Annotated in this window: 20 protein-coding genes; 17 read left to right on the top strand and 3 right to left on the bottom strand. The window is 34.0% G+C overall.

What is annotated here, in order from left to right; all coding sequences use genetic code 11:
* Window positions 1-81: 81 nt before the first annotated feature.
* From BMZ09_RS01440 to BMZ09_RS01415, 6 genes are all read left to right on the top strand, one after another.
* Complete coding sequence (locus tag BMZ09_RS01440; RefSeq protein WP_090836842.1) at window positions 82-1,659, top strand: SulP family inorganic anion transporter; 1,578 nt, start codon at window positions 82-84, stop codon at window positions 1,657-1,659.
* 10 nt (window positions 1,660-1,669) lie between these two features.
* Complete coding sequence (locus BMZ09_RS01435; RefSeq protein WP_090836840.1) at window positions 1,670-2,473, top strand: universal stress protein; 804 nt, start codon at window positions 1,670-1,672, stop codon at window positions 2,471-2,473.
* Between the two features lie 32 nt (window positions 2,474-2,505).
* A complete protein-coding gene (locus tag BMZ09_RS01430) occupies window positions 2,506-3,132 on the top strand; it encodes a carbonic anhydrase family protein (protein WP_090836838.1) in 627 nt (208 codons plus the stop codon).
* A 15-nt stretch (window positions 3,133-3,147) separates the two neighbouring features.
* Window positions 3,148-3,831, top strand: coding sequence for a DUF2490 domain-containing protein (locus BMZ09_RS01425; RefSeq protein ID WP_090836836.1), 684 nt, complete (start codon window positions 3,148-3,150; stop codon window positions 3,829-3,831).
* A gap of 105 nt (window positions 3,832-3,936) precedes the next feature.
* Entirely contained in the window at window positions 3,937-5,799 is a 1,863-nt protein-coding gene (locus BMZ09_RS01420) for a SulP family inorganic anion transporter (protein ID WP_090836834.1), read from the top strand.
* Between the two features lie 11 nt (window positions 5,800-5,810).
* Entirely contained in the window at window positions 5,811-6,437 is a 627-nt protein-coding gene (locus BMZ09_RS01415; RefSeq protein WP_090836832.1) for a carbonic anhydrase, read from the top strand.
* A gap of 3 nt (window positions 6,438-6,440) precedes the next feature.
* On the opposite strand, the gene BMZ09_RS01410 is transcribed toward BMZ09_RS01415, so the two are convergent.
* On the bottom strand, window positions 6,441-6,986 hold the full coding sequence (locus BMZ09_RS01410) for a CvpA family protein (protein ID WP_090836830.1): 546 nt from the start codon (window positions 6,984-6,986) through the stop codon (window positions 6,441-6,443).
* A 51-nt stretch (window positions 6,987-7,037) separates the two neighbouring features.
* On the opposite strand from BMZ09_RS01410, the gene BMZ09_RS01405 reads away from it, so the two are divergent.
* The 7 genes from BMZ09_RS01405 (at window position 7,038) to BMZ09_RS01375 (ending at window position 15,565) form a co-directional block, all read left to right on the top strand.
* On the top strand, window positions 7,038-7,394 hold the full coding sequence (locus BMZ09_RS01405; protein ID WP_090836828.1) for a hypothetical protein: 357 nt from the start codon (window positions 7,038-7,040) through the stop codon (window positions 7,392-7,394).
* A 143-nt stretch (window positions 7,395-7,537) separates the two neighbouring features.
* Window positions 7,538-8,557, top strand: a complete 1,020-nt coding sequence (gene pheS, locus BMZ09_RS01400; RefSeq protein WP_090836827.1) for a phenylalanine--tRNA ligase subunit alpha — start codon at window positions 7,538-7,540, stop codon at window positions 8,555-8,557.
* Between the two features lie 173 nt (window positions 8,558-8,730).
* Window positions 8,731-9,234, top strand: coding sequence for a GbsR/MarR family transcriptional regulator (locus BMZ09_RS01395; RefSeq protein WP_090836825.1), 504 nt, complete (start codon window positions 8,731-8,733; stop codon window positions 9,232-9,234).
* Between the two features lie 12 nt (window positions 9,235-9,246).
* On the top strand, window positions 9,247-10,377 hold the full coding sequence (locus BMZ09_RS01390; RefSeq protein ID WP_090836822.1) for an efflux RND transporter periplasmic adaptor subunit: 1,131 nt from the start codon (window positions 9,247-9,249) through the stop codon (window positions 10,375-10,377).
* Window positions 10,378-10,398: 21 nt separating this feature from the next.
* Entirely contained in the window at window positions 10,399-13,536 is a 3,138-nt protein-coding gene (locus tag BMZ09_RS01385) for an efflux RND transporter permease subunit (protein ID WP_090836820.1), read from the top strand.
* Window positions 13,537-13,541: 5 nt separating this feature from the next.
* Entirely contained in the window at window positions 13,542-14,960 is a 1,419-nt protein-coding gene (locus tag BMZ09_RS01380; protein WP_090836818.1) for an efflux transporter outer membrane subunit, read from the top strand.
* Between the two features lie 11 nt (window positions 14,961-14,971).
* On the top strand, window positions 14,972-15,565 hold the full coding sequence (locus BMZ09_RS01375) for a TetR/AcrR family transcriptional regulator (RefSeq protein WP_090836816.1): 594 nt from the start codon (window positions 14,972-14,974) through the stop codon (window positions 15,563-15,565).
* Between the two features lie 64 nt (window positions 15,566-15,629).
* Here the strand turns inward: BMZ09_RS01375 and BMZ09_RS01370 are convergent, their stop codons facing one another.
* Window positions 15,630-16,721 carry an HmuY family protein gene (locus BMZ09_RS01370; protein WP_090836814.1) on the bottom strand — a complete coding sequence of 364 codons (1,092 nt, stop codon included), beginning with the start codon at window positions 16,719-16,721 and terminating at the stop codon, window positions 15,630-15,632.
* Between the two features lie 11 nt (window positions 16,722-16,732).
* Complete coding sequence (locus BMZ09_RS01365; protein WP_090836812.1) at window positions 16,733-18,874, bottom strand: TonB-dependent receptor plug domain-containing protein; 2,142 nt, start codon at window positions 18,872-18,874, stop codon at window positions 16,733-16,735.
* Window positions 18,875-18,966: 92 nt separating this feature from the next.
* Between BMZ09_RS01365 and BMZ09_RS01360 the strand changes: the two genes are divergently transcribed.
* Genes BMZ09_RS01360 through BMZ09_RS01345 form a run of 4 tightly spaced genes read left to right on the top strand, consistent with a single transcriptional unit; the run spans window position 18,967 to window position 24,054 of the window.
* Window positions 18,967-19,881, top strand: a complete 915-nt coding sequence (locus BMZ09_RS01360; protein ID WP_090836810.1) for a DUF6607 family protein — start codon at window positions 18,967-18,969, stop codon at window positions 19,879-19,881.
* A 5-nt stretch (window positions 19,882-19,886) separates the two neighbouring features.
* Entirely contained in the window at window positions 19,887-21,350 is a 1,464-nt protein-coding gene (locus tag BMZ09_RS01355) for an ankyrin repeat domain-containing protein (protein WP_090836809.1), read from the top strand.
* A 9-nt stretch (window positions 21,351-21,359) separates the two neighbouring features.
* Window positions 21,360-21,845 (top strand): DUF2271 domain-containing protein, encoded by a 486-nt coding sequence (locus BMZ09_RS01350; protein WP_090836807.1) that lies wholly within the window; start codon window positions 21,360-21,362, stop codon window positions 21,843-21,845.
* 10 nt (window positions 21,846-21,855) lie between these two features.
* Window positions 21,856-24,054, top strand: coding sequence for a PepSY domain-containing protein (locus BMZ09_RS01345; RefSeq protein WP_090836805.1), 2,199 nt, complete (start codon window positions 21,856-21,858; stop codon window positions 24,052-24,054).

Genomic DNA, 24,054 nt, shown 5'->3' with positions numbered 1-24,054 from the left:
ATTAGGCGGACGACTTAGTCCATTCAAAAATTATTAAAATATAACCATTGAGAGTGCTCAATGGTCAAAATGAATTTATATATGTTTAAAACGTTAAAAAACGACTTGCCAGCAAGTATCGTTGTATTTTTTGTAGCATTACCTTTATGTTTAGGTATTGCTTTAGCTAGTGGTGCGCCACTTTTTTCAGGAGTTATTGCCGGAATTATTGGTGGAGTTGTTGTTGGAGCTTTAAGTGGTTCTAAAATTGGAGTAAGTGGTCCTGCAGCAGGATTAGCAGCTATTGTATTAACTGCAATTGGATCTTTAGGAGGGTATGAAAACTTTTTAGTAGCAGTAGTGTTAGGTGGAATTATTCAAATAGTATTTGGAATTTTAAAAGCCGGAGTTATTGGGTATTATTTCCCGTCTTCTGTAATAAAAGGGATGTTAACTGGTATTGGAATTATTATTATTTTAAAACAAATCCCTCACTTTTTTGGTTACGATTCAGAGCCAGAAGGTGCAGATAGTTTTGTAGAAATGTCTGGAGAAAATACATTCTCTGCAATTTTAAATATCACAGATAATATAACTTTGGGATCTATGGTTATAGGTTTAATTGGATTAGCCATTTTATTATTATGGGATAAGGTATTATCTAAAAAAGGTAAGATCTTCCAAATTGTACAAGGTCCTTTAGTAGCAGTAGTATTGGGTATTGTTTATTTTGCAGTAACACAAGGGACAAGCTTAGGTATTAATCAATCACATTTAGTAAGTGTGCCAATTCCTGATAGTTTAGATTCTTTTTTAGGTCAATTTAGTTTTCCTAATTTTGGTGCCATCACAAACCCAGATGTTTGGATTGTAGCATTTACAATTGCATTAGTAGCAAGTTTAGAAACGTTATTATGTGTTGAAGCAACAGATAAGATAGACCCAGATAAAAATGTTACACCAACAAATAGAGAGTTATTAGCGCAAGGTACCGGAAACATTATTTCTGGTTTAATTGGAGGTTTACCAATTACACAGGTAATTGTGCGTAGTTCTGCAAATATCCAGTCAGGTGGGCGTAGTAAAATGTCTGCTATTATTCACGGGTTTTTACTATTAATCTCAGTAGTATTAATTCCTAAGTTGTTAAACATGATTCCTTTATCGGTGTTAGCAGCTATACTTTTAATTGTAGGATATAAATTAGCAAAACCAGGATTATTCAAAAAAATGTACGACATGGGGTGGAAGCAGTTTGTACCATTTGTGGTTACTGTTTTAGGTATTGTTTTTATTGATTTATTATGGGGAATTGGTTTAGGATTGTTAGTTGGTATTGTTGTAATATTAATTAAGAGTTACCAGAATTCTCACTTTTTACATATTGAAGATAAGAGTAATGGAAAGCATAAAATAAAAATGACTTTTGCAGAAGAGGTTACTTTCTTTAACAAAGGTGCTATTTTAAAAGAATTAGATAGTTTACCAAGAGATACTTACTTAGAGTTAGATGTTAGAAAAACACGTTATTTAGATAATGATATTATCGAAATTTTAGATGATTTCGCTTTTAAAGCAAAAGAACGTAATATCGATATTCAATTAACTTCTGAACGCGGTATTGTTGAAAATCCAGATAGTTTTATCGAGTTTTTTAAACTAAGACCAAAATCAGCCTAAACTTAAAATCATGAAAAACAATAAATACAAAATATTGTTGCTTTCGGATTTAAATAAGTCTGCAACTTCAGAATTAAAAAGTGCGGTAAGTTTAGCAAAAATGATTGATGGAGACATTACATTGTTTCATGTTAAAAAACCAACAGACATTGTAGAGAGAGAAAGTCAGCTATCTGCCATGCGATCTATTAACGAAGAGCATATTGTAACTAATAAAGCTATTGAAAATTTAATTAATCCTATTAGTCAGGACTTTAAATTAAATATTGGTTATAATGTGTCTATTGGTAATGTAAAGCACGAAATAGAAACATATATCAATGCTTATCAACCTGATATTATTGTTTTAGGGAAAAGAAAATCTAAAACTCTTAACTTTATGGGAGATAATATTACAGATTATGTCTTAAAAACGCATAAAGGGTCTATTATGATTGCAAATCAAAATAAGGCGTTACAACCTAACCAAGAAGCAACTTTAGGTGTTTTAAACACCAACGATCACCCTTTGGATGCTAATTTTATAGCAGGATTGATTACTAAAACCAGTCAACCTATAAAATCATTTAAAATAGTATCTCAGTTGTCTAGATTAGAAAATGCAGAGGCTTATAAGACAGTAGAATTTGTTTTTGAAAAAGGCGATTCGGCAATAGATAATGTTTCTAAGTACGCTTCAAAAAGCAATATTAATTTAATGTGTTTTGATAATTCAAATCATGATAAATCTAATACAAGTATAAAAAATGTAATTAACAAACTTGATGTTTCGTTATTACTAACAGGAAAAAACACAACGATGCTACACAGGTAGTATTTAATTAACTAATAAAAAATTAAAAACATATGAAAGCACATACAAAAGAAACGCAGGCAACATTAACACCTGACAAGGCAATACAGTTTTTAGTAGAAGGAAATGAAAGGTTTCAAAATAACTTAAAAGCAAATCGTAACCTTTTAGAACAAGTAAATGATACAAGTGAAGGGCAATTCCCTTTTGCTACAATCTTAAGTTGTATTGACTCTCGTGTTTCTGCAGAGTTAGTTTTTGATCAAGGTCTTGGAGACGTATTTAGTGTACGTATTGCAGGTAACTTTGTAAACGAAGACATTTTAGGGAGTATGGAATTTGCTTGTAAATTAGCAGGTACAAAAGTTATCGTGGTATTAGGCCATACAAGTTGTGGTGCTGTAAAAGGTGCTTGTGATCATGCTGAAATGGGTAACCTTACCAAGTTAATCCAAAAAATCACACCAGCAGTAAACGCAGTGACTGAGCCTAAAGATGAAAGCTTACGTACGTCTAAAAACTTAGCGTTTGTAGATGAGGTATCAAAGAAAAATGTTGAGTTAACAATGGATCGTATTCACGCGGAAAGTCCAATCTTAACAGAGATGGAGAAAAACGGTGAAATTAAAATTGTTGGTGCTATGTATGATATTAATACAGGTGCTGTAGCGTTTTACTAATAACAAACCTATTTGATGAGAATAAGTAAATTGAAGAAGAAAAATATAATCGCAACACTAGCTCTATCGCTGGTGTTGCCTTTTTATGGGCTAAGCCAAGACAGTAATCTAGGAAACTGGTTGATCTATATTGGAAGTAAAGAACTTAAAAACGGTTGGAATATTCATAACGAAGTCCAATACCGTAATTACGATGCAATTGGAGATTTAGAGCAATTGCTATTAAGAACAGGGTTAGGTTATAATTTAACCGAAAACAATAATAATCTATTACTAGGGTATGGCTATATTTTGTCTGAAAACTATGTTGGAGACACGGATCAAAAAGTAGCAGTAAACGAACATAGAATCTTTCAGCAGTTTACAACAAAACAGAAGGTAGGGATACTTAGTTTAAGTCACCGTTATAGATTTGAACAACGTTTTGTAGAGTCTGATTTTAAAATGCGATTCAGGTATTTTCTAGGCTTAAAAGTTTCGTTGCAAAACAACGAAGATGGTAATAATCCATTGTACCTTTCCGCTTATAATGAGATTTTTCTAAACACTAAAAGTGCAATCTTTGACAGAAACAGATTGTATGGTGGATTAGGATATCAATTTTCAAAGCAATTAAGGTTAGAAATCGGGTATATGAATCAGTTTTTTGAAACCTCAAGCAGAGATCAAATAAACGTTATTGCATTCGTTAATTTTTAGAGACTGTTAAAATCATAATTTACTGTTAATTAGTAGTGTTACAAAGCACCGCGCTTTTTTTGTAAAGAAAAAATGTTATTTTAGTATAAAACCAACTATTACGCTATGAAGAAATTTTTCGCAAATTTAAAGGGAGATGCTTTTGGAGGGATAACAGCAGGTATTGTTGCCTTGCCACTAGCATTAGCATTTGGTGTGTCGTCTGGTTTAGGACCAAGCGCAGGTTTATATGGTGCTATTTTTATCAGTTTTTTCGCAGCCTTTTTTGGAGGAACACCAACACAAATTTCGGGGCCTACTGCACCAATGACAGCCGTAAGTATGGTTGTGATTGCAGGTATTATTGCAACACACGATGGCGATGTAACTAAAGCCTTGCCATACATTTTAACCGTCTTTTTATTGGCAGGATTAGTCCAAGTTGGATTAGGTGTGTTAGGTTTTGGAAAGTATATTAAATACATACCTTATCCTGTAGTCTCTGGTTTTATGACTGCTATTGGTGTTATAATTTTAGTCACACAAATATTACCATCTATTGGATATTATCCAAAAGAAGATACAGAGTATGTTAGTCAATTTAAGCCGCAAGCGGAAGAGTTGATTTTACAAAACATACTTAAAGAAGAAGCAGGCGAAGGGATTTTGGTTTTAGAAGATTTTAAAGAAACCATTAAAAGAGCAGGAGAGCTTAAACCAGAAGATATTGCAAAAGAATCTAAAACATTAGCAAAAACCGAAGCTTCAGGGGTTTTAGGGACACTAAAAATATTACCAAGAGCCATTCAGAATATTAATTGGTTAGAGCTAGCATTAGCATTAGCAACCATTTTTATAGTGTATGGTTTTAAACGTATAACAACAAAAATACCAAGTGCATTAGTAGCCTTGGTTGTGGTTTCTGGTGTGGCATATGGTTTTAATTTAGGCTATCGTCCAATAGAAGAAATCCCTTCAGGACTGCCAATGCCCAATTTTGAAATTATTACAGGGTTTAGCTTAAAAAGCATTACACCCTATATATTTACAGCCATTACTTTAGCGCTTTTAGGAGCAATAGATTCGTTATTAACAAGTGTGGTTGCGGATAATATGACTAAAACAAAGCACAACCCAAATAAAGAATTAATAGGGCAAGGTATTGGTAACAGTATCGCCTCTATTTTTGGAGGTATTCCAGGAGCAGGAGCAACAATTAGAACAGTAGTAAACATTAATGCAGGAGGGCGTACAAAGTTATCAGGTATGATTGCTGGGGTTATGTTATTATTTATTTTGTTAGCACTTGGACCTGTAGCATCAAAAATTCCGGCAGCAGTATTAGCAGGTATTTTACTTACGGTAGGTATTGGAGTAATGGATTACAAAGGCTTAAAAGCTATTCCAGCATTACCAAAAGACATGAAGATTGGACCAGTAAAAGTTAGCTCTGAAGTATTAATCATGTTGGTTGTATTAGTGTTATCTAGTATGTGGGATTTAATTTATGCAGTTGGTATTGGGTTGGTTATCGCATCGTTATTATTCATGAAAAAAATCGGAGATTTAACAGCACAACGTTCAGACGTTAAGCCATTAAAGGAAGAAGCTTGGTCGGATGAGATTGGTTTTCCTTCAAACTTAGCAGAAGAAGTATTTATCAAGCATATCAAAGGACCTTTGTTTTTCGGATCAACGTCAGAGTTTCAGCAATTGGCAAAGCAAATACCAAGTACTGCTAAAACAGTTGTAATTAGGTTAGGACGTATGCAGTATATGGATCAGTCTGGACTTTATGCAATGGAAGATGTATTAGTGGATTTAAGAAAACAAAACATAGACGTGTTATTTGTAAATCTATTAAAGCAGCCAAGATATATGATGGAACGTATCGGTATTATTCCAGATTTAGTAGAAAAGGAACATATTTTTAAAGACTTTAATTCATGTCTACAATGGGTTAAAACTAATGTAAAAGACCAATTCTAAAAAGCGATCTGATGGATATAAAAAAAGTGTTTGAAAATAACGAAAGATTTGTAAAAGCAAAACTATCCATAGACAAAGACTATTTTGAAAATTTAGGAAAAGGACAAAGCCCAGAATTACTTTATATAGGGTGTAGTGATAGTCGTGTAACAGCCGAAGATTTAATGGGTTTAGGCCCAGGAGAAGTCTTTGTACATCGTAACATTGCAAACATGGTGTCGGGTAATGACTTAAGCGCCATGTCTGTTGTAGAGTATGCAGTAGTGCATCTTAAAGTTAACCATGTTGTAGTTTGCGGGCATTACGCCTGTGGTGGTGTAAAAGCAGCTATGCAATCTGCAGATTTAGGTATCTTAAACTCATGGTTACGTAATATTCGTGATGTGTATCGTATACATAAAGACGAATTAAATGCAATTACAGACGAAGAGAAAAAGTACGATCGTTTGGTAGAGCTTAACGTCAAGGAGCAATGTGTAAACTTGCTAAAAACAGCAGCAGTACAAAAAGCATACAGAGATAGAGGCCTAAAAGTACACGGTTGGGTATTTGATGTGCACACCGGTAAGTTAATAGACTTAAAAATAGATTTTGAGCACTATTTAGAAGACATTATGGAAATCTACCACCTAGATTAATTCCTAAGCTTCAGACTCATCTGTAGGCTCTGCAGGATCAATAATTTGGTTGTCTTCCTCATCAGCATCAGATTTAATAATGCTAGGAAAAACCATAGGCGCTAAAGACTTTATTGGCGCATATAATATAGAATCTTCAATATCCTCATCCTGTACAAACGGGATGGCATTATTCATTTTATCAAAAACAATTAATAAAACACTTAAGATAAGCCCAATTTTTAGTGCTCCAAAAGCGGCACCTAAAAGCTTATTTAAAATTCCTAAAGAGGCAAAATCCGCTAACTTTGTTAAGGCTTTACCGGCTAAGCTAATTACTAAAATGATAATTACAAAAGTAATAGCAAACGCAACGGTGTTAATTGTTTTCTCGTTCCAAGAGGTTTTATCCATCAAAAACTCAGCAACAAAATAGCTAAAATGGATGGCGCCATACACACCAGCAATTAAGGCAACTATAGAGGCAAGCTCTACAAAAAGTCCTTTAAACAATCCGCGAACTAAACCAAATAATAGTAAAGCACCTAAAACAATATCAATTACAGCCATAAAGTTAGATTTTAGGCAAATATAAATTAACTTTGCGACTTTAAAATTATTATGGCAAGAGACGAACAGTTAAAAGAGAGATGGCAGGAGATAGTGACTAAGCTATCTAACCAATTTGCAGACGGAGACACACTAGACTTAGATGCAATAATTTATTTAATTGGTGTACAAGAATTAGGACAGTTGGAACGTACATTTAAAAAGGATCACAAACTAGATTTAATGCACATTGCAATTTGTAAATTGTTAGTGCCTTATGGGTATTACGAGTTTGAGTTTGCCGATGAAGATGGCTGGCCACACTATAAAACGATCGGCGAGTTACCAAACTTAAAAGCAGGAGAACAAAGTGTTTTAATGAAAGAAGCGATCGTTAATTATTTTCTGGAAACCGAATATATTAAGTAAATTTTGGGCGTTACCACAAGGGTCGCGCTATCGGCAGTCGCTTTTAATTTGCTTTTTGGCAAATAAAAGAGCTTCAACAAATGCCTCCATCGCTAACGCAAATCACGATAAAATTCATAAATTTGCCAATCATTTAGAAGATTATGATAGATAAGATAAAAGAACTTATAGCAGAAGCAGACGCCTTTAAAGCACAAACCAAAGAAGAGGTTGAAGCGTTTCGTATAAAATATTTAGGTAAAAAAGGATTGCTTAACGACTATTTTGCCGAATTCAAAAACGTAGCAAAAGACCAGAAAAAAGAATTTGGTCAAGTGATCAATACCTTAAAAAACACCGCTCAAAATAAAGTGAATGCTTTAAAAGAAGAGCTAGATAATAATACACAAGACGCAGGTATAAGTGGGGATTTATCAAGACCAGGAGAGCCAATAACTATTGGATCACGTCACCCAATATCTATCGTAAAAAATCAAATCATCGATATCTTTTCTAACATTGGATTTAATGTCAGTGAAGGTCCAGAGATAGAAGACGATTGGCACAACTTTACAGCACTTAATTTGCCAGAATATCATCCAGCAAGAGACATGCAGGATACCTTTTTTGTGCAAACTAATCCAGATATCTTATTACGTACGCATACCAGTTCTGTACAAGTACGTTATATGGAAAATAATCCACCACCAATCCGTACAATATCACCAGGACGTGTGTACCGTAACGAAGCAATATCTGCGCGTTCGCACTGTTTTTTCCACCAAGTGGAAGGGTTATATATAGATAAGGACGTAAGCTTTGCAGATTTAAAACAAACTTTACAATACTTTACAACAGAGCTTTTCGGGAAATCTAAAATTAGATTACGCCCATCATACTTCCCGTTTACAGAGCCAAGTGCAGAGATAGATGTGTATTGGGGATTAGAAACAGAAACAGATCACAAAATCACCAAAGGAACCGGTTGGTTAGAAATTGGAGGTTGTGGTATGGTAGATCCAAATGTCTTAACCAATTGCGGTATTGATGCAGAAACGTATTCTGGATTTGCTTTTGGAGTAGGTATCGATCGTATAGCAATGTTACTACATCAAATTAGTGATATTCGTTTATTAAGCGAAAACGATGTTAGATTCTTAAATCAGTTTAAATCTGCGTTATAGTCTAAACGTCAATTAATTACAATTAAAAGCCAACTGTTAACAGTTGGCTTTTTTATTTAACAACATTTTAACTTCGGTTAGTTCGGTTAGTTCCGAACTAAGCTATAAATTTGCACAGGATATAGTTTTAAAAAAAGCTGTGTTTAAGATTTTAGAAATTAAATTGTTTAAAAATGAAAGAAGAGATCTGCAAAGAAAAAATGGCGTTAGTAGAAAAGCTAGGCGTCCATTTAGAAAACAGAGAGCAATTAGCGCCTGTTGCTGCGCGTATATTGGCTTATATAATTCTTACGGGTAAAAAAGGAACCACATTTGAAGATATGGTTACCGTACTATGCGCTAGCAAAAGTACAATCTCTACACATTTAAATCATTTACAGGATTTAAACAAGATTCAATACTTCACAAAAACAGGAGACCGTAAAAAGTATTTTGTAATTAAAAAAGACACCATAATTCAACATATTGATAAAATGGTAAATCATTGGAACGAAGAACGCATAATACATCTAGAAATCAAGGATTATAAGGAGACTATAAACAACACTAAAATAGAAAATGAAGATGAAAAATTTGATTTAAATTTTCATGATGATTACATCAAATTTATAGACGGAGCTAGTGCTTCTATTAAAGATTTAAGAGAAAAAATTACAGACAATCAATTCGATATTTAAACTAAGTAAAAAATGAAACATAATAAAATAGTAACGTTACTAGCATTAAGTGCTTTTTTAGTCATTTTAAGTTGTGGTAAAAAGCAAGAGGCTCCAGCAGCAGCTCAAGCGCCAGCTTCACCTTTTCCTGTAACAGAAGTACAAACTAAAACCGTAACAGGTTTTAAGGCGTATCCAACAAATTTAGAAGGTATAGTTAACAGTGATGTTAGAGCTAAAGTATCTGGTTACATTCAAAAAGTAATGGTTGACGAAGGTCAAAAAGTACGTAAAGGTCAAGTGTTATTTAAATTAGAAACACAGTCTTTAAATCAAGATGCTGGAGCAGCAAAGGCACGTGTTAATGTAGCACAAGTAGAGGTTGATAAATTAATTCCATTAGTGCAAAAAAATATTATTAGTGGGGTACAGTTAGAAACTGCTAAAGCTAATTTAGCACAAGCAAAAGCTAATTATAGTAGTGTCTCTGCAAGTATTGGTTATGGTACAATTAGAAGTCAAGTAGATGGTTACGTTGGTGCTATTAATTATAGAGAAGGTGCTTTAGTTAGCCCTGCAGATCCAACACCTTTAACTACTGTAAGTGATATTAGTAAGGTGTATGCGTTTTTTAGTTTAACAGAATCTCAGTACTTAGACTTCTTACAAAACGCAGAAGGTAAAAACTTAAAAGAGAAATTAGCTAATTATGCTGATATCAATTTGGTTTTAGCAAACGGAAGCACTTATTCCGAAAAAGGTAAAATCGAAACAAGTACAGGTCAGGTTAATAAAAATACGGGTACAGTAAGTTTAAGAGCTGTATTTGATAACCCAAACCAATTGTTAACTAATGGAAATAGTGGTACAATCCAAATTCCATCAGTATATGAGAATGCAATCGTTATCCCTCAGCAATCAACATATGAGCAACAAGGAAATGTGATGGTATTTAAAGTTGGAGAGGATAATAAGGTTGTGACTTCAATAGTAAAAATAAAAGCAACAATTGATAATTTATATGTGGTTGAGTCTGGAGTAGACTTAAAGGATAAGATTATCGTATCTGGTGTTGGTAAATTAAAAGCTGGAATGGCAATTGCGCCACAAGAAACATCTTTTGAGGAAGCGATTAAGCCAGTAGCCGTATTATTTAAAAACTAGTAACTAACAAATATATTAGTCATGTTAAAAACATTTATTGAAAGACCAGTGCTTTCAACAGTAATCTCTATTATCATAGTCATACTAGGGGTTATTAGTATAACAAGCTTACCTATAGAGGAATATCCAGATATTGCACCGCCAACTATTAAGGTAACTGCATCGTACCCTGGTGCCAATGCAGAAACGGTATTAGAAAGTGTAATTGTCCCTATTGAGGAGCAAATTAACGGTGTAGAAGGGATGACATACATTACTTCTACTGCGTCAAATACAGGAACAGCAGAAATCACAGTATACTTTAATCAAGAGATGGATGCGGATATTGCAGCCGTAAACGTGCAAAACCGTGTGTCTAGAGCAAGTTCATTACTTCCACAAGAAGTACTTCAAACGGGTGTAACCACTCAAAAGCAAGAAACAAGTGCCTTGATGTTTATTTCAATGTACTCGGAGAACGAGAATTATGATGCTACATATATTCAGAATTACTTAAAAATTAACGTAATTCCTGCAATGCAACGTATTAGTGGTGTTGGTGATGTTAGTGTATTCTCACAACAAGATTATGCTATGCGTATTTGGTTAAAGCCTGAGAAATTAGCAGCCTATAAATTAATACCTTCAGATATTTCTGCAGCGTTAGCAGAACAAAACTTAGAAGCAGCAGCGGGATCTTTAGGACAAAATAACGGAGAATCATTTTCTTATACATTAACGTATAGTGGGCGTTTTAAAGAACAAAAACAGTATGAAGATATTGTTATAAAAGCTTTAGGTAACGGACAGTTTTTACGTTTAAGTGATGTAGCTACTATCGAGTTGGATGCGCAATCTTATGCGTCTAACGCGATGAGTAAAGGTCATCCTGCCGTATTTATGGGTATTTTCCAGACTAAAGGATCTAATGCAAGAGAAATTATTGAAAACATTAAAACAACTTTAGAAGGTGTTAAAAAAGACCTGCCAGAAGGATTGGATGTATTTGTACCTTATGATACAAGTTTGTTTTTAAATGCATCTATCGAGAAGGTAATTAGTACGTTAATGGAAGCCTTTTTATTAGTGTTTTTAGTAGTGTTTATCTTTTTACAAGATTTCCGTTCAACATTAATTCCGGCTATTGCAGTGCCAGTATCTATTATTGGTACGTTCTTTTTCTTGAACGTATTTGGATATTCTATTAACTTATTAACGCTATTTGCATTAGTCCTCGCTATTGGTATTGTAGTGGATGATGCGATTGTAGTTGTGGAAGCAGTCCATGCTAAAATGGATGAAGGAGAGAAAGATCCTAAAACAGCGACAATAACCGCTATGAATGAAATATCAGGAGCCATCATTTCTATTACTTTAGTAATGGCAGCGGTATTTATTCCGGTAACGTTTATAACCGGGCCAACGGGTGTCTTTTACGAACAGTTTGGGGTAACATTAATTATTGCCATTCTTATTTCGGCAGTAAATGCCTTAACCTTGAGTCCTGCATTATGTGCTTTATTATTAAAATCGCATAAGGACGACGAAGAGTTAAAAGGTAAAAGTCCATTAAAACGATTTTATAGATTATTTAACCGTGGATTTAATGCAACAATACAACGTTATGGTCAATCACTTCACTTTTTATACAAAAGAAAATGGGTGTCAGTGGTGTTATTAGGATTAGCTATTGTTGGAATTTTCTGGGCATCACAAAACACACCTACAGGGTTTGTACCTAATGAAGATAGAGGAATCATTTTCGCAAACATCGAGTTGCCAGCTGGTGCGTCTTTAGATAGAACTGATGCTGTGTCAAGAGATTTATACGAGAAAATCAATGGTATTGATGGTATTGTCGCAGTAAACTTTATTAAAGGACGTAGTTTAATTAGTGGTGCAGGTAGTAATTATGGTTTTGGGATAATAAAATTAGCAGATTGGGGTGATCGTGAAGATCCTTCAACGTCTGTACAAGCTATTACAGGAAAATTATTTGGTGTGGTAGCAACAATGCCAGAAGCTAAAATTATTTTCTTCTCACCTCCAAGTATCCGTGGTTTTGGTAACTCGGCAGGTTTTGAAGTTAATCTATTAGATAAGTTTGGTGGCGAGTTTACAGATTTAGATCAAGCAAATAAAGATTTCTCTATGGCGTTAATGAGTCATCCAGAAATTAAATATGCGCAATCTTCTTTTAGTACTAACTACCCACAATACGAAATGGAAATTAATGTGCCTTTAGCTAAAGAAAAAGGGGTGCCAATTAATAGTATATTTTCAACATTACAAGGGTATATTGGAGGGGTTTATGCTTCGGATTTCTCTAAATTTGGTAAACAATTTAGAGTATACATTCAAGCATTGCCAGATGACAGAGCAGATGTAGATGCTTTAAATAGCATGTTTGTTAGAACAGATTCTGGAGAAATGTCACCAATTACACAGTTTGTAAACTTAAAACGTGTGTATGGACCACAATCGGTTACGCGTTTCAACTTATTTAACTCGACAAGTATATCAGGTGCAACCAATGATGGATACAGTACAGGGGATGCGATTAGAGTTATTGAAGAGGAAGTTGCTAAACTACCAAGTAATTACACCGTAGCTTATTCTGGTTTAACTAGAGAGGAAGTTAGTGCAGGTAACCAAACCACCTTTATTTTTGCTTTAAGTATCTTGTTTGTGTATTTCTTATTAAGTGCACAATATGAAAGTTACTTACTACCATTTGCAGTAATATTATCATTGCCATTTGGTGTCTTTGGAGCATATATCAGTACTTATCTTTTTGGCTTAGAAAACAACATTTACTTCCAAATTGCCCTGATAATGCTTATTGGTCTGCTCGCCAAGAATGCGATTCTTATTGTAGAGTTTGCATTAGCCAGACGTAAACAAGGAGAAAGTATTGTAGATGCAGCAATTGATGGTGCAAAATCACGTTTACGTCCAATTTTAATGACGTCTTTCGCCTTTATTTTAGGATTGATGCCATTAGTACTTGCAAAAGGTGTAGGGTCTGAAGGAAACAACTCTATTGGTACAGGAGCTGTAGGAGGTATGTTAATCGGAACCATTTTAGGGGTCTTTGTAATCCCTGTCCTATTTATATTATTTCAGTGGTTACAAGAAAAAGTTTCTAGTAAACCAGCAGTACAAACTATTCAAGAATAAGAACAATGAAAGTTAATATAAAACATAGAAATTTTAGTAGGGGAGCACTAATATTAGTCGTTGCGCTAACATTACAAAGTTGTTTTGTTGCACAAGATTATGTAAGACCAGAGCTGCCAGTAAGCGATGCGCTTTACAGAACAGATAATTTACCAACTGATAGCGTGTCTATTGCAGATGTGTCTTGGAAAACTTTATTTACAGACCAATATTTACAACAGTACATAGAGGAAGGTTTACAAAACAACATGGATGTGCGTATTGCAATACAACAAATGGTAGCTGCCCAAGCTTATGCAAAGCAAGGTAAAGCAGGATACTTACCATCTGTAAGTGTTGGGACTAATTGGACACATCAAGAGTTGTCTAAAAACACACAATTTGGTGCGTTTTTAACGGACACGTCTACAGATCAATTTGACGTTACTGCAAATTTATCTTGGGAAGCAGATATTTGGGGTAAAATACGTAGTAATAAAAGAGCAACCCAAGCGGCTTATTTACAAAGTGTAGCAGGGCATCAAGCGGTTAAAACGCAATTGATTTCAAGCATTGCAAATACGTATTACAACTTATTAGCTTTAGATGCACAATTAGAAGTAACTAAACAAACTATTGCGACTAGAAAAACAAGTGTAGAAACTATTAAAGCTTTAAAAGAAGCGGGACAAGTAACACAAGTTGCTGTAGATCAAAATGTGGCGCAATACAATAGTGCACAAGCGTTGCAAGTGGATATTGAAACTGCGATTTTTAAAACAGAAAACATGCTAAGTATCTTACTTGGTAAATCGGCACAAGATTTTGAGAGAAGTAATTTAGATATTCAGAAAATTGAAGAAAACCTTAAACTAGGTGTTCCTGCAACACTATTAAGTAACCGACCAGATGTGATGTCTGCAGAGTATAATTTGATTCAATCTTTTGAGTTAACAAATGTTGCTAAAAGTAATTTATATCCTTCTTTAAAATTAACAGCTTCAGGTGGATTACAAAGTTTAGAAATAGATAAATTATTTAATGCAAACTCAATTTTTGCAAATATAGTGGGCGGATTAACGCAACCATTATTTAATAAACGTGCTTTAAAAACACAAAAGGAAGTTGCAATTGCACAACAAGAACAGGCATTGCTTCAGTTTAAAAAGACGTTATTAATTGCAGGAAGTGAAGTGTCAAATGCGTTATTTTCATATGAATCTGAAACTAAGAAATTTCAATTTAGAGAAAATGAAGTGGAAGCATTACGTACTGCAGAAGCAAACTCTGAAGAGCTACTTAAAAATGGTTACGCAACGTATTTAGACCTGTTAACTGCAAGACAAAGTGTCTTAAGTGCAGAGCTGAATATTATTGATAGTAAATTACAACAACTAGTGTCTATCGTCGATTTATACGAAGCACTTGGTGGTGGATGGAGATAAAATAGAAAACAATGATAACCAAAGCGGAGTTGCTAAAACATGCTATTACTATGTTTACGCAATGTGGTAGTAAACATGTGACGTTAGATGAGTTAGCAGGTTCGCTTGGGATATCAAAAAAAACAATCTATTCTTTTTTTAAAAACAAAGAAGATCTAGTAACTGCTAGTCTTGAAGGTTTATTAAATGAGTTTAGAGAGGATATAAATGGGATTGTTAATAGCAATGGTAAAGATCCTATTTTGTGTGTTATATTAATTTACCGTAGAGGGTTTGAGTATTTAAAATACTTTAAGCCCTCTTTTTTATTTGGATTAGAGAAATATTACCCAAAAGCTAGCCAGTTGTTTGATGGTTTTATAGAAGACCTGTCTAATAAAACAGTGTTTGAACTTCTAACCCGAGCTAAAGCTGAAGGCAATATTAAAGCAGATGTCAATATAGAATTGGTAGTAAAAATTTACTTTTTTAGAGTGGACAATTTATTGTTTAAGTCCACTAATTTATTCGAATTATATACTGAAGAAGACTTGTTTATACACTTAGTTATTTATAATTTAAAAGGAATAATTAGCAGTAATTACACTAACCAGTATATGGAATAGTACAATTATAAAAAAAAGCCTTAACATCTAATGTTAAGGCTTTTTTATGTGTTTTATAGTGGGTTTATTGTAGTAAACTATATACAAATTCTGGGTAACCACGTACTCCATCATTATTGGTTAATGCTAAAAACTTTAATTTATATAAGTTTCCGTCTGTATCATTAACAACATAAAAAACATTGTCTTTTAAAGATGGTAAACTTCCTGGTCCACCACCGTTTCTCCAACTGCTTCCAATATTACGTTGGTCTGTTGCAAAGTTAGAATTGACAACATCCGATAGCATAAAGTTTTCATAGCTTAATGCAGTATCCACATCCGTATCAATCATATACGCTAATGCATTTTGCTTGACGTTATTTACTACATAATCAGAATAACCATATGATCCATAACCAGAAATCTCGTTAGTAAATACAGTAAAATTCAAGTCCCATTCGGTTTTTGTTGGCTCTACACTCACAGTGCTATTAGCATCAAAACTAAAAAAAGTAAAGTTGTAATTATCATTTTTAGAGATGGTTACTTCTTGGTGTGTTGTAGCGTCTAAATCTGCATATTGTAATACATAACTCCCTGCATTTTGTAGGACTCTTATTTTTTTCCAACCTCTACTATCGTCAGAAATATCTACACTTCCAGTTGCAGGTGTATCAGTTCCAATAGTATCTCCTAAATTAACTAGGTAGACTTTGTTATTAGAGGCTGTAGCCGAAATTTCAGCAATAGCTGTAGTTGCTATATCGCCATTTGGAGCATCAACATAAGCCATGTTTGAAGCATCAAAAGTACCAACCGCTACTTGTGGTTGTAAATCTTGTACTTCTTGACTAGTACTGCTTATAGCATCAATATTAGTTTCTGTTAATTGTGCGGCTGCCATATAAAGCGATCCATTAATAACGACTTTAAAATCAGATCCAGAATAAAATCCTAAATCCCAAGTATCACGTTGTACACTTGTAGTTGTGTTTGTACTTAAGTCTACATACACTTGATTTTGTTGGTTTGGTCCACCAACTGTTGGCGCTACCGAAGCACCTTCAATGACAACGCTTATTGGTTGTGATGGTGTATTATCGTCATCGCTACTACAGTTAGTAAAAACTAATGCAGTCATGCAAAGGGCTAAAGTAAATAGTTTGTTTTTCATGGTATTGTTGTTTAAAAATTTAAATTATATAATAGTTTTAGGTAATATGATCTTCCGTAACCTAGTAAAAGGCTACTGTTGTTTGTGCTGTGGGTGCCAGTTGTCGTGTTGCCATTAGTAGCAACAGTCGTAATGTCTAGCAAGTTTCTTCCTCCAATTGTAGCTTGTAGTTTGTTGTTTAAAAAGGACTTTTTTATTGAGGCATCCATCCAACTGTATGCATCAGTGGTATATTTTTTAAATAGTGTGCGACCTTCAGTATCGCTACCTTCGGCAATGTAGTTTTGTTGTTTTCCGTTATGTTTTAAAAGTACAGTAAACGCAGTGTCCCAATCTTTAACTAAATATGTAGCGCTTGTATTAAGCTGTAAGGCGTATAAAAAGTCGTTTTCTGCATTAACCTCAGTGTTCATAATTCTAGAGACACCTTGTAGTGTTGCACCTAAATTAAAAGTCCAATTATCTTGTTTTATGGTGTTTTCGGATGTAAATCCAATTAAACGATACGCATCAATATTTATATATTGGTATTGTAAGGGGGTTGTATTGGCTACAGCTAATTCAATTTTATCTGTTAAGTTGATATAACTTAATTTTAGATTGTTGGTCATAGAAGTCTCGCCAAACCAACTTCGTTTTTTTAGATTTAAAAAAGTAGAAAACCCTTGTTCTGGAGTTAAGTCTTGGTTTCCTCTTACATCGTGGTTAGAGTCTACAAAATAGTAGTACAACTCTTCAAAATTTGGAGTACGGTAAGACGATCCGATACTTGCTCTTAGCTCGTACCCTTTGTTTAGTAAATATCTAGCGCTAAATGATCCTAATACTTGCGATTTAAATTTTGAGTTGTACTCATATCGTACTCCAGGACGCAGTGATAGTTTATTAGATAGTTTATATTCTGAAGACATAAACACAGCATAATTATTCTGTTGTTGTGTTTTATCTTGTTGTGTGACTTCTCCGGATGCCTGTGTGTCAAATCCTTTTATAAATCTAGTTTCGTAACCCAATTGATAGTTAAACGTATCGCTTTTTGATAAATTATTAATGGTTCCTTTAGAGAAAAACACATCACTTGATTGGTAGGTTTCATCGGTCTGATTAGACTTTTCTTTGGTTAAGATATAGTAGTTAAATTCGTTTAAATCTCGTTTTTGTGTTTGGTAGGAAAACGACGCATTATAATTAGCTCCAGAAGTTAAACTACCGCTTAAACTTAAGTTATTTACAAACCTATTAGTAGTGTATATTCTATCTGTTGCAGAGGGATTACTGGTTTGTGACTGTGTATCTATATTTGCTCTTACGGCAGCATCGTAATAGTTTAAGTCTTCATTAAAATATTCGAACTTATAAAACAATTTAAAGTTAGTGCCAGAGTAATTAAGATTGGCTTTAGAGGTTAATTGGGTTTTTGGTAACCAATCATAACCCCGTAATCCATCATTTGTATAATGGTTTTGCCCTTCGCGTTGGTTGTAAAACCCTGCAAATTGATTACGGTTAAAACCTAATTTAGCGGACCATTTTCCGTTTATTTTATGACCAATATTAAATGCTTGTATGTGGCGTCCTTGGTCAAACCAGGTATATTCATCACTTACTGTTTCTTCTTGTACAAAGGCTTGGATTTCCCAGTCATGGGCAATAGATTTTTTGGTAATGATATTAATAACACCAGAGACTGCATTGGCACCATAGTCTACACCTACTGCACCTTCGACGATTTCGATACGCTCTATATCGTCTAAATTTATTTGCGTTAAATCTATGTTGTTCCCCACGCCATTATCACTGACTAAAGGGATGTTATCCACTAAAATATTAAAGTATTGCGAGTCTAAGCCAAAAAATGAAATAGTAGAACGTCCCGTTTGGGCACTAGGAATAATGTTTAAATTAAGGTTAAAATTTAGTAAGTCTGCTAAATTATTAGCAGCTTGTTGATCAATCTTTTTTCGGTCTATAACGATCACGTTATGCACAGATTTTTTTATCGATTGTGGATTATACTGACCAGTAATAACAACTTCGTCTAGTGTTTCGACTATTGTGGAATCTTTAACAACCGTTTTGTTTTTTTGAGCGAAAGTTATTCCGACTAAAAAAAAAGAAAAATAAATCGTTAAATAGTTTTTATTTAGAATCATTCTTGATTAAATTTGCTGCAAATATATATCTTATTTTAATTCAGTCTAAATAAGAACAACATTTTTTTAATAAAAAAAACAAACCATTAAAAATGAAACAATTAGCAGTTTTACCAGTATTACTTTTAGCATTTTCTATAGCACTACATGCGCAAGACAAGAAAAAACTAGATCAAAACGCCATTAAAAACATGTGTGGGTGTTATGAGGTAACTTTTAACTTTACAGAGACTTTTAACTATAGCCAGGACTCTTTATACAAGCCATCAGAAACTAAAGTGGATAAAGGTTTGGAGTGGGCACAATTGGTTGAGGATAGTGACGATAAAATTGTAATTCAGCATTTATTACAAGTAGGTACTCCTGAGTCGCCATATATTGTAAAGCATTGGAGACAAGACTGGTTGTTTGAAAACACAGATTTTTATATGTTTAATGGCGATAACCAATGGACGTATGTTTCAAAATCTAAAGACGACGTAAAAAACCAATGGACACAAAAAGTATATCAGGTGGATGATAGTCCACGTTACGAAGGGTCTGCAACATGGGTACATGTAGATGGAAAAAGCTTTTGGGAAAACACTACAACAGCACCATTACCAAGACGCGAATACACTAAAAGAAGCGATTATAATATTACCTTAAGAGGTAACAGGCATCAAACTATGGATTATGGTTGGGTACATGATCAAGACAATGAGAAAATTATTAGAGAAGCAGGAAAAGAAGATGTGGTTTTAGCCAAAGAAAAAGGCTATAATACTTATGTAAAGGTAGACGATAGTAAGTGTCAAGCAGCACAAGACTGGTGGAAAGAAGGGCAAGAAAAGTGGGCTAAAGTCCGTACTAAGTGGGCGTCTGTTTTTGCAAGACACCAAGATTTAGCGTTAGAAGCAAAAGTGGATAATAAAGTATTATTCAAATATTTATTTGATGACGAAAATTACTCGACTTCAGAGCAAATAGATCCAATAATTGAACGTTTTATTAAAAAACAGATATAATTAATATGAAAAAAATAATAGCAATAAGTTTACTACTTGTAAGCATAACAGTAAGTGCGCAAGACAATGTGTTTTTAAATAGAGGGTTTTGGAATCCTACCGTAACTATTGATGCTGTTAAGGCACAAGTAGATGCAGGTAATAATCCAACGGAGTTAAATGATAACAATTTTGATCCTGTTGTCTACGCTATTTTACAGCAGGCACCAAATGAGGTGTTAGAGTATCTGGTGTCTTTAAAAGGGAATGATGTTAACAAATTAACGCACGATGGACGTACTTATATTTTTTGGGCAGCGTACGCTGGTAACGATAAAATAATGGAGTATTTTATTAGCAAAGGTGCCAAGACAGATATTTTAGATGATCACGGTTTAACTGCTTTAAATTTTGCAGCAAACGCAGGACAGACTAACACTAAGGTGTATGACGTTTGTATTGCAAATGGAGCAGATTTAAAAAATGATGTTAATCATGATGGTGCTAACGCGTTATTGCTAGCAGCACCTAATGATATTAGATTAACAGGTTACTTTATTTACAAAGGTTTAAGCGATAAAAGTGTTGATAATAACGGAAACGGAATTTTTAACTACGTCGCTAAAACAGGTAATTTAGAGTTGCTTAAAGGACTAATCAAAGAAGGTAAAAAAGGTACCGATCAGGCATTTATATTTGCCAGCCAAGGTACTAGAGGTAAAACTAACGGATTAGAGGTTTACAATTATTTAGAAAGTATTGGTTTAAAGCCAAATACTAAAACAGCAGATAATATTACACCGTTACATAATGTCGCTTCCAGAAGTCAAGATTTAGAAGTTATTAATTATTTTATTAAAAAAGGTATTGCTGTAAATGCAGCAGACAAAAACGGAAATACACCATTTTTAAACGCAGTAAGTAATAATAGTATTGAGGTTGTTGCAGCGCTTTTAAAACATGTGGATACTATTGATTATACTAATAAAAAAGGGCAATCTGCTTTAATGTTAGCAGTACAAAATAACACAACAGACGTGGTTAAACTACTATTATCTAAAAAGGCTAGTACAACGTTGGTGGATGCTAACGGAAATAATTTAGCATATTATTTAATCAACGCTTTTAGTCCAAGAACGGAAAAAGACTTTACCGCTAAATTACAAGTGTTAGAACAAGCCAATTTTGAGTTTACTAAACCTCAGAAAAACGGAAACACATTATTACATTTAGCCTTAGATAAAAATAATGTTGATTTTTTAAAGCAAATTAACCAGTTTGAAGTGGATGTAAATACAGCTAATGCTGAAGGTTATACACCTTTGCATTTGGCTGCTATGAAGGCAACAAACACGACTATTATAAGATACTTATTATCTATTGGTGCGGATAAAAAAGCGACAACAAGTTTTGAAGAAACAGCTTATGATTTAGCATCTGAAAACGAAATTTTAATTCATAATAAAGTGGCATTAAGTTTTTTAAAATAAATTTATAAAATGAAAAAAAGTAAACTAATAGTTAGCCTTGCAGTCCTGTGTTTAGTACTGTTCTCTTTTACCGCATTACCAACAACTTCCAAATATAAGTGTATGGTACAAATGACCAATTATAGCGGAGAAGGGGCGTATATAGCCATCTCTTTAATTAATCCAGAGGGAGCATATGAAAAAACATTATACGTCCAAGGAGATGATGAAGAGTGGTATCATGACATTACAGAATGGTGGAAGTTTCAAGGCAAAGTTAGAGCAGAAATTGATGCCTTTACAGGTGCAACTATTTCTGGCGGAGAGCGCGCAATAAGTGTTATTGAGATTGAAGATTCTAAAATCAATGCAGGGTACAGCATCCGTTTTGAGTCGGCAGTAGAGGATCAAGAATATTACACTAAAGATGTCCAGTTTGTACTAACATCAGAAAGCGTAAAAAGTAAAACAGAAGGCACTGGATTTATACGTTACGTACGTTTAATGCCTAACTAATCACGTATTTATGACCCTTTCTATTTGGAGGTATAGTCACTTAACATTGGCACTAGCATCGTTTGTATTTGTTTTTTTAGCAACTACAACGGGTATTGTCTTAGCGTTTCAGCCTATATCAGAACAACTGCAATCCTATAAAATAGAAGCTTTAGATCAGCTTGATTTAGATCAAACGGTCGCGACGTTTAAACGTCAATATCCAGAAGTTATTACTATAGAAGTAGATGCAAATCAATTTGTGTCTGCTTCTGTGATTACTAAAAATGGGACTGCTTTAAATGGGTATTTTAATCCAAAAACAGCTGCCTTTTTAGGCGAAAAACCTGAGGTATCCAACCTCTTTAAGTTTACAACCAATTTACACCGTTCGTTATTTTTAAAAAGTACGGGGCGCTTTTTAGTTGGCTTGGGTTCGTTTTTATTGTTTCTAATTGCTTTTTCGGGATCCATTTTAATTATTAAACGCCAAAGCGGTATTAAACGGTTTTTTGCTAAAATTGTAAAAGAAGATTTTTCGCAATATTGGCATGTTGTTTTGGGTCGGTTATCCCTTATTCCTATTGTAATTATAACCCTTACAGGCGTCTATTTGTCGCTGCTAAAATTTGATGTTATTACAGAAGATAAGCCTGCGCATAACATTGATTTTAGTAATAACGCTTTCGCGGAAAAACAGCCAGACGGAACCGTTTTTAATGCGACGACATTGGCTCAGGTTGTTAGTTTAGAGTTTCCTTTTTCCGAAGATGAAGAAGATTATTACACTTTAAAACAGGATAGTAAGGAGCTTCTGGTGCATCAATATTCAGGTCAGATTTTAAGTCAAGTAAATTATCCAATGACGACTTTCTTATCAGATTGGAGTTTAGTATTACATACCGGAAAAGGCAGTATTTGGTGGTCTATAGTCTTATTGATTGCTTGTTTAAACATTCTGTTTTTTATCTATTCAGGGTTTAAAATGACTATTAAAAGAAGACAAAATGCTGTACTGCCTAAAAATAAAATAGCAAAGGATACAGCCGAATATATCATTCTTGTGGGCTCAGAAACAGGGAGTACGTATGGATTAGCAACCGCCTTTTATAAAGCACTGTTAGCTAATGGACAGTCTGTTTTTATTACAGATTTAAACAGTTACACAACCTATAAAAACGCAAAGCAATTGATTGTTTTAACCTCTACTTATGGAGAAGGAGAAGCACCTATAAATGCAAAGCAGTTTTTATCGGTATTAAATACGGTCCCGCAAAAACAACAAATACAGTACGCAGTTGTTGGATTTGGATCTTTAAATTATGCAGCGTATTGTAAATACGCACAATTAGTAGATGCTAATTTGCAATTACATCCCCAGTTTCAGCCTAATCTAGAGTTGTGTAAAATACACAACCAGTCAGAAATGGATTTTAAAAAGTGGGCATTACAATGGTCTAAATCTGTTGGTTTGGATTTAGATGTAGCACGTATAAAAGTATCCAGTACACAACGGAAGCAACTAGCATTTACTGTGGTGAGTAAAACCGAAATTAATATAGACAATACCTTTGTTTTGACCTTAAAACCTAATAAAAGGTTGTCGTTTAAATCGGGAGATTTACTATCCGTTATTCCTGAACAGGATGGCGTAGCGCGTCTGTATTCTATCGGAAAAATAGGAGGTGCTATAGTAATAAGTATTAAAAAGCACGAATTTGGTGTGTGCTCAAATTATTTTTATAATCTGACTATCGGCGACCAAATCAAAGGTGTAATTAAGCCAAATCCAACGTTTAATTTACCTAAAAGTAAACGTGTTAAAAGTGTGGTTTTGATTGCTAATGGCACAGGGATTGGTCCATTTTTAGGAATGATGCAAGACACAAATCCTGTAGTTAAGCATTTGTTTTGGGGTGGACGTACCACACAGTCTTTACAGTTGTATAAAACCAGTATTGATGCGAGTTTAAATAGCGGGTCTTTAACTAGTTTTAATATGGCATTATCGCAAGAAAACAATACTAGACTATATGTTCAAGATGTCATTGCCAAACAACAGTCTATTATTGCCGAAGTTTTAAAAAACAACGGAGTGATTATGATTTGCGGATCAATAGCAATGCAAAATCAAGTATTAGATACTTTAAATCAAATAACAACATCCAGACTACAGCAACCTTTAAGTGTTTTTGAACACAATAATCAGATTGTAACAGACTGTTATTAA

Origin of the sequence: Olleya namhaensis (assembly GCF_900114005.1) — a bacterium.
GTDB classification, from domain to species: domain Bacteria; phylum Bacteroidota; class Bacteroidia; order Flavobacteriales; family Flavobacteriaceae; genus Olleya; species Olleya namhaensis.
This window is presented reverse-complemented; position numbering and strand designations above follow the sequence as displayed.